The sequence below is a fragment of the Mycobacterium sp. genome (genome assembly GCF_050700595.1).
Classification (GTDB): Bacteria; Actinomycetota; Actinomycetes; order Mycobacteriales; family Mycobacteriaceae; genus Mycobacterium.
This window is the reverse complement of record NZ_JBOHHI010000148.1, coordinates 15,553-29,292: the sequence shown is the minus strand read 5'-3', so window position 1 is coordinate 29,292 and position 13,740 is coordinate 15,553. Positions and strand designations below refer to the sequence as shown.

Here is a 13,740-nt window from a genome sequence, read left to right as displayed (position 1 = left end):
GCTCGTAATACCGCAGCGTCTGCGGATTGACGCCCGCCCGCTCGGCGACCTGTGCCGTGCGCATGACCCGACGATAAACCCGATACTTGAGTACAGGGTCAAGGTCAATAGCGTCGGTTCTGCACTCGGCGCACGGACCGCTTAATGCGCGGCGGCATCCCAGCTGCGGCCGTAACCGACTGCGACTTCCAGGGGCACGTCTAGCGGATACGCGCCGCCCATCTTGTCGCGCACCAACGCTTCCAACTGCTTGTGCTCGCCGTCGGCAACTTCGAACAGCAGTTCGTCGTGCACCTGCAACAGCATCCGCGATTTGAGCCCAGCCGCCTTGAGCGCCGGGTCCACCTCGATCATCGCCGCCTTGATGATGTCGGCGGCGCTGCCCTGGATCGGCGCGTTGAGCGCGGCCCGCTCGGCGGCCTCCCGTACCTGGCGATTGCTGCTGTCCAACTCGGGCAGGTAACGCCGCCGGCCCAGCACCGTCGAGGTGTAACCGTCCTTGCGCGCTTGCTCGACGACGGCGTGCAGATAGTCGCGCACACCGCCGAACCGGGCGAAATACTGCTCCATCTGGTCCCTGGCCTCTTCGGTGGAGATCTTCAGCTGCTGCGACAGGCCGTAGGCGCTCAGCCCGTAGGCCAGCCCGTAAGACATTGCCTTGACCCGCCGTCGCAGCTCCGCTGTGACCTCATCGATCGGTACGCCGAACGCACGGGATGCGACGAACGAATGCAGATCCTCGCCGGTGCGGAACGCTTCGATCAGCCCGGCATCCTGCGATAAGTGGGCCATGATCCGCATCTCGATCTGGCTGTAGTCGGCGGTCATCAGTTCCGCGTAACCCGCACCGACCACGAACGCGTCGCGAATCTGACGGCCGGCGTCGGTGCGAATCGGGATGTTCTGCAGGTTCGGTTCCGTCGACGAAAGCCTGCCGGTCGCCGCGATCGTCTGGTTGAACGTGGTATGAATCCGGCCGTCTGCGGCAACCGAGTTCAGCAATCCGTCGACGGTGACCTTCAACCGGGTGACATCGCGGTGGGCCAGCAGGTGCTGCAGGAACGGGTGACCCGTTTTGTCGAAGAGCGACGCCAAGGCGTCGGCATCGGTGGTGTATCCGGTCTTGGTGCGCTTGGTCTTCGGCATCTCCAGCTCGTCGAACAACACCACCTGCAGCTGTTTGGGCGAGCCGAGGTTGATCTGCTTGCCGATCACCGCGTAGGCGGCCTCGGCGGCGTCCCGGATGTGGTCGCCGAATTGGCTTTGCAACTCGCTCAACAGGTCCAGGTCGACGCCGATACCCGCGGCTTCCATGCGCGCCAACACCACTTGGACTGGCAGTTCCATCTCGGCCAGCAGTGAGGTGGAGTCGATGCGGTCCAGCTCGACGTCCAGCGCGTCGGCCAGATCGGCGACGGCACGGGCCCGCAAGATCGTCGTTTGGACAATGACGTCGTCGGTGGCTTCGATGTTATCGAGCAGTGAGAGTTGTTGTTGTTCAGTCGCTTCCGCGCGCAACTCGCGGCGCAGATAGCGCAGCGACAGGTCGTCGAGCGTGAAGCTGCGTTGCCCGGGCCGGACCAGATAGGCGGCCAGCGCGGTGTCGGAGGTGACGCCGTTCAGCGTCCACCCGCGCCCGCCCAGGTCGTGGATCGCCAACTTTGCCTCGTGCAGTGCCTTGGGCTTGTCCGGATCGGCCAGCCACGCAGCGAGCACAGTGTCGTCGTCCGGGGTCAGCGTGGCGGTGTCGAGGTAGCCGCCGTCGCCGTCGGCGGCGGCGACCGCCAACGCGGTGGTCTCGCCGTCGTAGGCGACGTGGGTGCCTATCACCGCGAGTCCGGCCCGGCGCCCGTCTGCGACATGCTTGGCCAGCCACGGCCCGACCGTGCCGGCCTCCAGCGCGCCGCCGCGCACGTCGAACCCCTCGTCGACCTCGGGTTCGACGGCGGCCAGCGTCTCGAACAGTCGGTCGCGCAGCACCCGGAACTCCAGGTGATCGAACAGCCGGTGGATCTGGTCGCGGTCCCAGGGCTGCATCCGCAGCGTGTCCGGGGTCTGCGCTAGCGGCATGTCGCGCACCAGATCGGTGAGCTCGCGGTTGCGTATCACGCCGGCCAGATGCGCGCGCAGCGCGTCACCCACCTTGCCGCGCACCGAGTCCGCGTTGTCGACCAGCGACTGCAATGAGCCGTATTCGGCGATCCACTTGGTCGCGGTCTTCTCGCCCACGCCGGGAATCCCGGGCAGGTTGTCGCTGGGGTCGCCGCGCAGCGCGGCGAAATCCGGGTACTGCTCGGGCGTCAACCCGTATTTCTCGACCACCGCCCCGGGGGTGAAGCGGGTCAGCTCGCTGACCCCCTTGCGCGGGTAGAGCACCGTCACGTCGTCGCTGACCAGTTGCAGCGAATCGCGATCACCGGTGACCACCAATACCCGGTAGCCCTCGTTTTCGGCCTGGGTGGCCAGCGTCGCGATGATGTCGTCGGCTTCGAAGCCGGCTTCCGCCAATACCGCAATACCCAGTGCGGCAAGGACTTCCTTGGTGACGTCGATCTGGCCGACGAACTCGTCGGGGGTGGCCGAACGGGTGGCCTTGTACTCCGGGTATCGCTCGGAGCGGAACGTCTGTCGCGACACGTCGAACGCCGCCGCCACATGCGTCGGGGATTCGTCGCGCAGCAGGTTGATCAGCATCGCGGTGAACCCGTACACCGCATTGGTGGTCAATCCGCCGGCGGTCTTGAAGTTCTCCGCCGGCAGCGCGTAGAAAGCCCGGAACGCCAACGAATTGCCGTCCAGCAGCATCAACGTCGGCTTGTCGTCAGCGGCGTGGCCGGCTTGCGGCTTCGCGCTCGCGGTCTTCGCTGGGCTCACGCCCTAACTCTAGGCACGCGTCCGGACTCGGTACGCTGACCGGGTGCCAGCAGCTACCCGCCAAGAACCGGCGATCGAGGGATGGTTCGCCGACGACGAGTCAGGACGGCCCCAGCTGATCGGGGCCAAGTGCCCGCAGTGCGGCACCTATGTGTTTCCGCCGCGAGCCGACAACTGCCCCAACCCGGCATGCGACGCCGACCAGCTTGACCAGGTGCCACTGTCGCGGCGCGGCACGCTGTGGAGCTACACAGAAAACCGCTACGCGCCTCCTCCGCCGTATCCGGCTCCGGATCCATTCGCCCCGTTCGCGGTCGCCGCGGTCGAGTTGGCCGACGAGGGCCTGATCGTGCTCGGCAAGGTGGTCGACGGCACGCTGGCCGCCGACTTGAAAGTCGGCATGGAGATGGAGCTGACCACGATGCCGCTGTTCACCGACGACGACGGCGTCGAGCGGCTTGTGCACGCATGGAGGATCGCCGATGCCTGAGCCCGTTTACATCCTCGGCGCCGGGATGCATCCCTGGGGCAAGTGGGGGCGCGACTTCACCGAGTACGGGGTCATTGCCGCCCGGGCGGCGTTGGGCGAGGCCGGCCTGGATTGGCGGCAGATCCAGCTGGTGGCCGGCGCGGACACCATCCGCAACGGCTACCCGGGCTTCATCGCGGGGTCGACGTTCGCGCAGAAGCTGGGCTGGAACGGCGTGCCGGTCAGCTCGAGCTACGCGGCCTGCGCCAGCGGCTCGCAGGCGCTGCAGAGCGCCCGCGCGCAGATTCTGGCCGGCTTCTGCGACGTCGCGCTGGTGATCGGCGCCGACACCACCCCGAAAGGCGCCTTCGCGCCGGTCGGCGGTAAACGCAAGAACGACCCGGACTGGCAGCGCTTCCACCTCATCGGGGCGATGAACCCGGTGTACTTCGCGCTACTGGCCCGGCGCCGGATGGACCTCTGCGGCGCGACCGCCGAGGACTTCGCGGCGGTGAAGGTCAAGAATTCGCGGCACGGTCTGCAGAATCCGAATGCCCGGTATCGGAAGGAGACGTCGGTCGAGGATGTGCTGGCCAGCAACATGGTCGCCGACCCGCTGCGTCAACTCGACATCTGCGCCACTTCCGACGGCGCGGCAGCGCTGATCGTGGCCGGCGCGAAGTTCGCCCGCGAACACCTCGGCTCGCTCGACGGCGTGCCGTCGGTGCGCGCGGTCAGCACGGTCACCCCCCGCTACCCGCAGCACCTGCCCGAATTACCGGATATTGCAACGGATTCCACCGCGGTGGTGCCGGCACCGGAGCGGGCGTTCAAGGATCAGATCCTCGACGCGGCCTACGCAGAGGCCGGAATCGGGCCCGAAGACCTGAGCCTGGCCGAGGTCTACGACCTGTCCACTGCGCTGGAGCTGGACTGGTACGAGCATCTCGGCTTGTGCGCCAAGGGCGAGGCCGAAGGGCTGCTGCGCAGCGGTGCGACGACGATCGGCGGCAAGATCCCGGTCAACCCCTCGGGCGGGCTGGCCTGCTTCGGCGAGGCCATCCCGGCGCAGGCGATCGCGCAGGTCTGCGAACTCACCTGGCAACTGCGCGGCCAGGCCACCGGTCGGCAGGTCGAGGGCGCCAAGGTCGGCATCACCGCGAATCAGGGCCTGTTCGGCCACGGCTCGTCGGTGATCGTGGCGCGCTAAGCGTCTTTGGGCGCGTCGAGCGTTCCCAGCACTACTTCGGCCACCCGTTTCATGGTGGTCCGGCGGTCCATCGCGGCCCGCTGGATCCACGTGAACGCCTCCGGCTCGGTCATGCCCTGTTTGACCTGCAGTAGGCCTTTGGCACGTTCGACGAGTTTGCGGGTCTCCAGCCGGTCAGACAGCGTCGCCACCTCGCGTTCCAGCGCGGCGATCTCACCGAACCGGCTCAGCGCCAGCTCGATCGCCGGGATCAGGTCGGTGACGGTGAACGGCTTCACCAGATATGCCATCGCCCCGGCGTCGCGTGCTCGTTCGACCAACTCGCGCTGGCTGAACGCCGTGAGCACGACGATCGGTGCGATGCGTTTACTGGCGATCTCCGATGCGGCGTCGATGCCGTCGCGGCGTGGCATCTTCACGTCCATGATCACCAGATCGGGTTTGAGCTGTTCGGCCAGTTCGACCGCCTCCTGGCCATCGCCGGCCTGCCCGACGATGTCGTAGCCCTCCTCGCGCAGCATTTCGGCGAGGTCGAGTCGGATGAGCGCCTCGTCCTCGGCGATCAGAACCCGGCGCGGGGCCGAGACGTCGGCGCCGGTCGTAGCGGCAGTCATGACGACATTGTGTCGTGGGCGAACGCGACCAACGACCGCGGGGTTGTGACGTGGCGCAACCACCCGGATCCTCTATGGTGGGATGCCGTAGAAAGGCAAGCCCTCGTATCCCAACTGGCAGAGGAACGGGACTCAAAACCCCGACAGTGTGGGTTCGACTCCCACCGAGGGCACCCACCACGAATGCTGTACACCATCGGCCACGGCGCCAAAACCGCCGACGAATTAACCGCCGCGCTTCGCCAACATGACATCGCTCTGCTGGTCGACGTGCGGAGCTTTCCGGGCTCCCGTCGCAACCCCGACGTGTCGAAGCAGGCGATGCCTAAGTGGCTCAAGGATGCGGGGATCGACTACCGCCACGAAGCCGATCTGGGCGGACGACGCAAGCCGCCGGCCACCCCGATACCGCGGGACCGGTGGTGGGAAAACCAGCAGTTCGCCAACTATGCGGCCCACACCCGCACACCGGAGTTTCAGGCCGCATACCGGCGCCTGCTACAGGAAGCCGACACCCGCGACGTTGCGATCATGTGCGGAGAGCCGACCTGGTGGCGTTGCCACCGGCGGATGATCGCCGACCTGGCCACCCGCGACGGTTACCTCGTGCAGCACATCATGCCCAACGGGTCGCTGTCCGAACACCACATGTCCGGGTGGCTTACCACCCCGCCGGCCGACGGTTAGGCTTTTGCTGTGGCGGCTAAGAAGTGCGACGCCGCGTCGCAGCGTGCCGAGGGTGCGTTCCGCAAACCAGACTGTGTAGAGGCACTGCGGGCCCAGCCCCGGGTGCGCGACGAGCATTACGCCCAGCGGCTCGGGCAGCGGTTTCGGGTACTCACGGCCACCGCGGTGATCTCCGCGGTGGTGTCGGTGGCGTTCGGGATCGTCGGCCTCGCTATCGCGCGCGATCCGCTGGCCGCATTGAACCTCGGCATGGCCCCCATCTTCGCGATGATTCCGTGGCTGCACCGCTTCGGCGAGCTTGTCGCGCCGCTCACCTTTATCTTTTGCGCCTATCTCAACCTTGTCGTGATGGGTTGGCATATGGGCACGGGTACCGGGATCCAGTTCTTCTTCCTGGTGGGCGCCTGCGTGATCGTGGTGCTGCTGGGTACCGACCACATCGTGCTGGCATCGGTCCTGGCGGCCATCGGCGCCGCGCTGACCATCGCGTTGCAGGTGCGCGTCCCTGAAGACACCGGGGTTCAGCCGCAATGGGCCTACACGATGTACTTCGCCATCAGCGTCGTCTCGGCGTGGGCGATGGTCGTCGTCATTCTCTGGTACGCCGGGCGGGTGATTGCCCGCGCCGAGCAGGCCATGGAGCTGGAGTACCAAACCTCCGAGGCCTTGCTGGCCAACATCCTGCCGGCCAGCATCGCCACCCGGCTGAAGGATCCGGCGCGAGACCTGATCGCCGACAAATACGACGACGCCTCGGTGTTGTTCGCCGACATCGCCGGCTTCACCGAGCAGGCCAGCGACACGCCCCCGGACGAGCTGATCAGATTTCTGAACCGGCTGTTCACCGATTTCGACGGGCTGGTCGACAAATACGGGCTGGAGAAGATCAAGGTCAGCGGCGACTCCTACATGGTGGTCAGTGGGGTGCCCTGGCCGCGCCGGGACCACGTCGAGGCGCTGGCACACCTTGCACTGGACATGGCCGACACCGCGGCTGCGCTGACGGGTCAGCCCGGCAAGACTGTCCCGCTACGGATCGGGCTTGCCAGCGGGCCGGTGGTGGCCGGTGTCGTGGGGTCTCGTCGCTTCTTCTACGACGTGTGGGGTGACGCGGTCAATGTCGCGTCCCGGATGGAGTCCACCGACGCCGTCGGGCGGATCCAGGTGCCCGAGGTGGTCTACGAGCGCCTGAGAGGCGGTTTCGTGTTAGAGGAGCGCGGCGAGGTCAACGTCAAGGGCAAGGGCATGATGCGCACCTGGTATCTGGTCGGGCGTAAGCCGGGTGCCGGCGAGGACGGGCTGCGCGCCGAGGCGCCGCAGACCGCCGACGTCTAGCAGCTCTGATAATCGCTGCACCGCAATCGCGCATGTGAGAAACTTCGCGGATGCAACCCACCGCTGTCCCAACCTTGTTGCCGCATCTGTGGAAGTCGACGCTGGTGTCGGGCATTCTGGCGCTGGCCCTTGGCATCCTGACACTGGTATGGCCGGGAAAAACCATCCTGGTCGCCGCCATCCTGTTCGGGTTGTACCTGCTGATCACCGGGATCACGCAGGTCCTCTTCGCCTTCAGCCTGCATGTCTCGGCGGGCGGGCGGGTGCTGCTGTTCATCAGCGGTGCGGCCGCACTGATTTTGGCGCTGCTGGCCTTCCGCCACTTTGGTAACGATCCCTTAATGGCAATCCTGTTGCTGGCCATCTGGATTGGCGTCGGTTTCCTCTTTCGCGGTGTGGCGACCACGGTTTCGGCCATCAGCGATCCCGCCCTGCCGGGCCGGGGGTGGGCGATATTCCTCGGTGTCATCAGCCTGTTGGCCGGCATCGTGATGATCGCCTCGCCCTTCGAATCGATCTGGATCCTCGCACTCGTCGTGGGCATCTGGCTGGTCGTCATCGGCGTGTTCGAGATCGCGTCGTCGTTCGGCATGCGCAGCGCCTCCAAGAGGCTGCATGAGGCGCTGACGGGTGGGGGTTCGGCAAGCTCCTGACTCTGGCGCCCGGCCGTCTTGTCTACTACAATGCGTCGTAGTAATCCGTAGAACTACGCTTCCGCAGTTCCGGGAGATGGCAGATGGACGTCGTAGACATTTCGCGTTGGCAGTTCGGTATCACCACCGTCTACCACTTCATCTTCGTGCCGCTCACAATCGGTCTGGCGCCGCTCGTCGCGGTCATGCAGACGGTGTGGGTCATCACCGACAACGTCGCCTGGTATCGGCTCACCAAGTTCTTCGGCAAGCTGTTCCTGATCAACTTCGCGCTCGGCGTGGCCACCGGGATCGTGCAGGAGTTCCAGTTCGGCATGAATTGGAGCGAGTATTCCCGGTTCGTCGGCGACGTCTTCGGCGCACCCTTGGCCATGGAAGGCCTGGCGGCGTTCTTCTTCGAATCCACCTTCATCGGCCTGTGGATCTTCGGTTGGACCCGGCTGCCCCGGTTGGTGCACCTGGCCTGCATCTGGATCGTCGCGATCGCCGTCAACGTATCCGCGTTTTTCATCATCGCGGCGAACTCGTTCATGCAGCACCCGGTCGGCGCGCACTACAACCCGGAGACCCGGCGGGCCGAGTTGACCAGCATTGCGGCGTTGCTTTCGAATAACACGGCGCAGCAGGCCTTTCTGCACGTTGTCAACGGCGCGCTGTTGACCGGCGGAACGTTCGTGGCCGCGGTGTGTGCGTGGTGGATGGTCCGCGGCAAAAACGCCGATGATGCCCGCACCATGTACCGCCCGGCCGCCATCCTCGGATGCTTCGTGGCCCTTGCCGCGACGGTCGGGTTGTTGTTCACCGGTGACGCACAGGGCAAACTGATGTTCCGCCAGCAGCCGATGAAGATGGCGTCGGCGGAGTCGCTGTGCGACACCGAGACCGACCCCGACTTTTCCATCTTGACCGTAGGCACCCACAACAACTGCGAAAGCATCACCCGGGTGATCGACGTGCCTTACGTGTTGCCGTTTTTGGCCGAAGCCCGATTCAATGACGTGACGTTGCAGGGTGTGCGGAACATTCAGCAGGACTATCAGCAGCGGTTCGGGCCCGACGACTACCGGCCCAATTTGTTCGTCACCTACTGGTCCTTCCGGGTGATGATCGGATTGCTGGCGATTCCGTTGCTGTTCGCGCTGACCGCATTATGGCTGACCCGTGGCGGCCGAATCCCGGGGCGGCGCTGGTTCTCCTGGTTCGCGCTGCTGACCATCCCTACCCCGTTTCTGGCCAATATCGCGGGCTGGGTGTTCACCGAGATGGGCCGCCAGCCGTGGATCGTCGCCCCCAACCCGACCGGTGATCAGATGGTGCGGATCACCGTCCGCGAAGGTGTGTCCAACCATGCCACCGCGATGGTGATCACCTCGCTGGTGACGTTCACGCTGGTTTACGCGGTGCTTGCCGTCGTCTGGTTCTGGCTGCTGAAACGCTATGTCACCGAAGGGCCGCAGGAGCACGACGCCGAACCGACTGCGCGCCCTTCGCCCGGCGCGGACGAGGTGGCCCCGCTGTCGTTCGCCTACTGACAACCTGAAAGGAGTTGACCCGTGGGACTCCAGGAGTTCTGGTTCGGTGTGATGGCGGTGCTGTTCGTCGGCTTCTTCGTCCTCGAGGGCTTCGACTTCGGTGTGGGCATGCTGATGGAACCGTTAGCCCGCGTCGGGGCGGGTGATCGGGAGATGCATCGCCGCGCGGCACTCAACACGATCGGCCCGGTGTGGGATGGCAACGAGGTCTGGCTGATCACCGCCGGCGCGGGGATGTTCGCCGCATTTCCCGGCTGGTATGCGACGGTGTTCTCGACGCTGTACCTACCGTTGTTGGCAATCCTGTTCGGCATGATCCTGCGTGCGGTGGCCATCGAGTGGCGCGGCAAGATCGACGATCCAAAATGGCGTGGTTGGGCCGACTTCGGGATCGCGGCCGGATCCTGGCTGCCCGCCGTGTTGTGGGGTGTGGCGTTCGCGATCCTTGTCCGCGGCCTTCCGGTCGACGCCAACCACCATGTTCACCTGTCCATCGGTGACGTGCTCAACGTCTACACGGTGTTGGGCGGTCTCGCCACTGCCGGACTGTTCCTGCTTTACGGCGCGGTGTTCATCGCGCTGAAAACGTCCGGCGCAATGCGCGACGACGCCCTGCGGTTCGCGGTGTGGTTATCGTTGCCGGTGACGGTGCTGGTCGCCGGCTTCGGGGTGTGGACGCAGCTGGCTTACGGAAAGACCTGGACCTGGTTGGTGCTGGCGATCGCGGTGGTCGCACAGCTGGTGGCGGTGGCGCTGGTGTGGCGCCGTGCCCGGGAGGGCTGGGCGTTCCTGTGCGCCGGTGTGGTTGTCGCCGCGGTGGTGGTGTTGTTGTTCGGGGCGCTGTATCCGAACCTGGTGCCCTCCACGCTGAATCCTCAGTGGAGCCTGACCATCGCCAACGCGTCGTCCACGCCGTACACCCTGAAAATTATGACGTGGGTTGCAGTTCCTCTCGCACCGTTGGCGATGCTCTACCAGGGCTGGACGTATTGGGTTTTCCGGCAGCGGATTTCGGCTGACCGGATACCGCCGTCGACCGGCCTGGTGAGGCGCACGTCCTGAGTACGACCAGTCGCGCGCCGCTGGACCCGCGGCTATGGCGGGCCTCTGCGGCGCTGCGCCACTTCCTGACGGCCACCGTAGCCTGCGGTGTGCTGATCTCCGGCTGCGCGGTCGCGTCGGCGATCGTGCTGGCGCACATCGTTTCCCGGGTCATCGCCGACCCCGCCGCCCGTAGTCTGCACCAGTGGGTGTCGATGTTGTCGATCCTGTTGATGCTGTGGGCAGTTCGTACCATTGCGCAGTGGCTTCAGGCGCGGCTGGGCCAGCGGGGTGCCAGCGCGGTGATCGCCGACCTGAGTGGCCAGGTGCTGACGGCGGTCACCGCCCGCGACCCTAGGCGGTTGGCGACCCAGCGCGACGCCGCCGCGGCGGTGGTGACCCGTGGACTCGACGGACTGCGCCCGTATTTCACCGCGTACCTGCCCGCATTGTTGCTGGCGGCGATACTGACCCCGGCCAGCGTTGTCGTTCTGGCGGCGTACGACCTTAAATCGGCGGTGATCGTGCTGATCACGTTGCCGCTCATCCCCATCTTCATGGTGTTGATCGGTCTGGCAACCGCCGAGCGCTCGGCGGCGGCGCTGGCCGCCATGACCACACTGCAGGCCCGGCTGCTGGACCTGGTCGCCGGCATTCCCACGCTGCGCGCACTCGGCCGTGCCAGCGGACCCGAGCATCGCATCGCCGAACTGTCCGGCGCGCATCGGCGTTCCGCCATGGCGACACTGCGGATCGCGTTCCTCTCCGCACTGGTGCTCGAACTACTGGCCATGCTGGGTGTGGCCGTCGTCGCGGTCAGCATTGGCCTACGTCTGGTGTTCGGTGGGATCAGCCTGACCGCCGGTTTGACCGTGCTGCTACTGGCACCCGACGTGTACTGGCCGCTGCGCCGCATCGGCGTGGAATTCCATGCCGCCCAGGATGGTCGGGCCGCGGCGGATAAGGCGTTTGCACTGATCGAGGACTCTGCCACCACCGCACCGGGATGCCGGACGGTATCGGCGCGGGGTGCGGCCGTCTGTATCGAGAAACTGACCGTCACCGGGCGCGACGGCGCTGCTCCGCACGAGTTCAGCGCAGTGATCGAACCCGGCCAGGTCACCGTGTTCACCGGATCCAACGGTGCGGGAAAGAGCACCACCCTGGAGGTGATCGCCGGCATCACCCCGCCGACGTCGGGCCACGTCACGGTGGCCGGGGTCGACATCGCCGACCTCGAACCGAGCGCGTGGTGGCGACAGGTTTCCTGGCTGCCGCAGTACCCGGTCCTGGTGCCGGGCACCGTCGCCGGCAACCTGGCCCTGTTCGGACAACTGCCAGATATCGAGTCTGCCTGTGCGGCAGCCTGTTTCGATGCGGTACTGGCCGACCTGGCCGACGGGATGAGCACGATGATCGGGCGCGCGGGCGTCGGGCTGTCGCTGGGTCAGCGGCAACGGCTCGGTTTGGCCCGCGCGCTCGGCTCGCCCGCGCCGGTGCTGCTGCTCGACGAACCGACGGCCCATCTCGATGCGGTAACCGAAAACGCGGTGCTGCAAGCGATTGTCGAACGCGCGCGGGCCGGTGCGACAGTGGTGGTCGTCGGGCACCGTGAACGGATCCTCGCCATCGGCGACCGTGTCATCGAGGTTGCCGGAGAAAGGCTCGACCGAGAAGAACATGTGCGTCATGCCCACGTCTGACCCGCTGCAGGCCGCGCTGCGGCTGCTACGCCCCCGACTGCCGCGTCTGCTGCTGGCCGTCGTGCTCGGGGTGCTGTCGCTGAGCAGCGCCCTGGCGCTGGCCGGGGTATCGGCCTGGCTGATCACCCGGGCCTGGCAGATGCCACCAGTGCTCGATCTGTCGGTCGCGGTGGTGGCGGTGCGGACGTTCGCGATTTCTCGTGGCGTGCTTCACTACTGCGAACGGCTGGCCAGCCACGACACCGCGCTGCGCGCCGCCGGCGCCGCCCGCGCACAAATCTATTCCCGCCTGGCACACGGTCCGGTCGATGTCGCAACCCGGTTGCACAGCGGTGAACTCGTGGCACGGGTCGGCGCCGATGTCGATCAGCTGGCCGATGTGCTGGTGCGCGCCTTGCTGCCGATCAGTGTCGCGGCGGTGCTGGCAGTGGCGGCGACCGCGGTCGTGGCCATCATCTCCGTACCGGCCGCGGTGGTCATGTCGATCTGCCTGCTCGTCGCCGGGGTGATCGCACCCTGGTTGGCGGCCCGAGCCGCCGTCGCGCAGGAAGCCGTCGCGCGACGGCATCTGTCCGATCGTGACGTGTCGGCGATGCTTGCGCTCGAGCATGCGCCGCAGCTACGCGTCGGCGGCACCCTGCTCGACGTCATCGCCAAGTCAGGGCGGCGACAGCGTGACTGGGGAAACGCCATCGATGTCGCCGCCAAGCCGGCTGCGGTCGCCGAGGCCATGCCCACGGCCGCGATCGGGGTCAGCGTCTTGGGCGCCGTGGTGGCCGGCATCGCGATGGCAGACATGGTCGCGCCAACCACGCTGGCCATCCTGATGTTGTTGCCGCTGTCGGCATTCGAGGCGACCGCTGTGCTGCCGGCGGCCGCGGTTCAGCTGACCCGGTCACGGTTGGCGGCGCGGCGCCTGCTCGACCTGGCGCCCACCGCCACCGTCGTTAGTGTCGAGCCGGATCGCCCACTGCCCCACGGATTGTCAACGGGCTGGCTGCGTGCGATGGATTTAGGCGTCGATCTGCCGCCGGGTGCCCGCCTGGCGGTCACCGGGGCCAGCGGCGCCGGTAAGACGACGCTGCTGATGACACTTGCCGGTCTGCTGCCCGCCAGGCACGGGAAGGTCACGCTCGACGGAATAGCACTCGATCTGCTCGACGAAGACCAATTACGGCGCACCATCGGATTTTTCGCCGAGGATGCGCATGTCTTCGCCACCACTGTCCGGGACAATCTGCTTGTGGTACGCGGTGATTGCCCGGACGACGAATTGACCTCGGCGCTGCACCGGGTAGGCCTCGGCGGGTGGCTGGCCGGTCTGCCGGACGGACTGGCGACGGTGCTGCCCGGCGGTGCTCGCGCGTTATCGGCGGGGCAACGCCGACGGCTGTTGCTGGCCCGGTCACTGATCTCACGAACGCGGATCGTGCTGCTCGACGAACCGGCCGAACATCTCGATGCCGCTGATGCCGCGCCCATTCTGCGCAGTCTGCTGAATCCGTGCGGAGCGCTGATCAGCGCAGAACGCACGGTCGTGGTGGCTACTCACCATCTGCCGAGCGACATTGGCTGCACGGAGCTGCGCATCGACGGCAACAGGTATTCTGGCGCGGGATGAC

At 66.4% G+C, this 13,740-nt stretch carries 11 protein-coding genes and 1 tRNA gene; 10 read left to right on the top strand and 2 right to left on the bottom strand.

The window, feature by feature from the left end:
- Window positions 1-141: 141 nt before the first annotated feature.
- Window positions 142-2,805: a DNA polymerase I gene (polA, locus tag ACRDTL_RS14030; RefSeq protein ID WP_431507312.1), complete on the bottom strand. Its 2,664-nt coding sequence runs from the start codon at window positions 2,803-2,805 to the stop codon at window positions 142-144.
- Between the two features lie 112 nt (window positions 2,806-2,917).
- Between polA and ACRDTL_RS14025 the strand changes: the two genes are divergently transcribed.
- Window positions 2,918-3,364, top strand: coding sequence for a Zn-ribbon domain-containing OB-fold protein (locus ACRDTL_RS14025; RefSeq protein ID WP_431507306.1), 447 nt, complete (start codon window positions 2,918-2,920; stop codon window positions 3,362-3,364).
- Window positions 3,357-4,553 carry a lipid-transfer protein gene (locus ACRDTL_RS14020; protein WP_431507305.1) on the top strand — a complete coding sequence of 399 codons (1,197 nt, stop codon included), beginning with the start codon at window positions 3,357-3,359 and terminating at the stop codon, window positions 4,551-4,553. Before ACRDTL_RS14025 ends, ACRDTL_RS14020 begins: the two co-directional genes overlap by 8 nt.
- Here ACRDTL_RS14020 and ACRDTL_RS14015 read toward each other — a convergent pair.
- Window positions 4,550-5,167 carry an ANTAR domain-containing response regulator gene (locus ACRDTL_RS14015; RefSeq protein ID WP_431507304.1) on the bottom strand — a complete coding sequence of 206 codons (618 nt, stop codon included), beginning with the start codon at window positions 5,165-5,167 and terminating at the stop codon, window positions 4,550-4,552. The two genes, ACRDTL_RS14020 and ACRDTL_RS14015, sit on opposite strands and share 4 nt — an antisense overlap.
- 99 nt (window positions 5,168-5,266) lie before the next feature.
- On the opposite strand from ACRDTL_RS14015, the gene ACRDTL_RS14010 reads away from it, so the two are divergent.
- The 8 genes from ACRDTL_RS14010 (at window position 5,267) to cydC (ending at window position 13,739) form a co-directional block, all read left to right on the top strand.
- Window positions 5,267-5,340: transfer RNA gene (locus ACRDTL_RS14010), tRNA-Leu, on the top strand.
- Between the two features lie 10 nt (window positions 5,341-5,350).
- Window positions 5,351-5,854, top strand: coding sequence for a DUF488 family protein (locus tag ACRDTL_RS14005; RefSeq protein ID WP_431507303.1), 504 nt, complete (start codon window positions 5,351-5,353; stop codon window positions 5,852-5,854).
- A gap of 9 nt (window positions 5,855-5,863) precedes the next feature.
- Window positions 5,864-7,189, top strand: a complete 1,326-nt coding sequence (locus ACRDTL_RS14000) for an adenylate/guanylate cyclase domain-containing protein (protein WP_431507302.1) — start codon at window positions 5,864-5,866, stop codon at window positions 7,187-7,189.
- A gap of 50 nt (window positions 7,190-7,239) precedes the next feature.
- Window positions 7,240-7,842: an HdeD family acid-resistance protein gene (locus ACRDTL_RS13995; protein WP_431507301.1), complete on the top strand. Its 603-nt coding sequence runs from the start codon at window positions 7,240-7,242 to the stop codon at window positions 7,840-7,842.
- An 83-nt stretch (window positions 7,843-7,925) separates the two neighbouring features.
- Complete coding sequence (locus tag ACRDTL_RS13990; protein ID WP_431507300.1) at window positions 7,926-9,374, top strand: cytochrome ubiquinol oxidase subunit I; 1,449 nt, start codon at window positions 7,926-7,928, stop codon at window positions 9,372-9,374.
- Between the two features lie 21 nt (window positions 9,375-9,395).
- Entirely contained in the window at window positions 9,396-10,436 is a 1,041-nt protein-coding gene (gene cydB, locus ACRDTL_RS13985) for a cytochrome d ubiquinol oxidase subunit II (protein WP_431507299.1), read from the top strand.
- A gap of 53 nt (window positions 10,437-10,489) precedes the next feature.
- Complete coding sequence (gene cydD, locus ACRDTL_RS13980; RefSeq protein ID WP_431507311.1) at window positions 10,490-12,118, top strand: thiol reductant ABC exporter subunit CydD; 1,629 nt, start codon at window positions 10,490-10,492, stop codon at window positions 12,116-12,118.
- Window positions 12,096-13,739 carry a thiol reductant ABC exporter subunit CydC gene (gene cydC, locus ACRDTL_RS13975; RefSeq protein ID WP_431507310.1) on the top strand — a complete coding sequence of 548 codons (1,644 nt, stop codon included), beginning with the start codon at window positions 12,096-12,098 and terminating at the stop codon, window positions 13,737-13,739. Before cydD ends, cydC begins: the two co-directional genes overlap by 23 nt.
- The last annotated feature ends 1 nt before the right edge of the window (window position 13,740 follow it).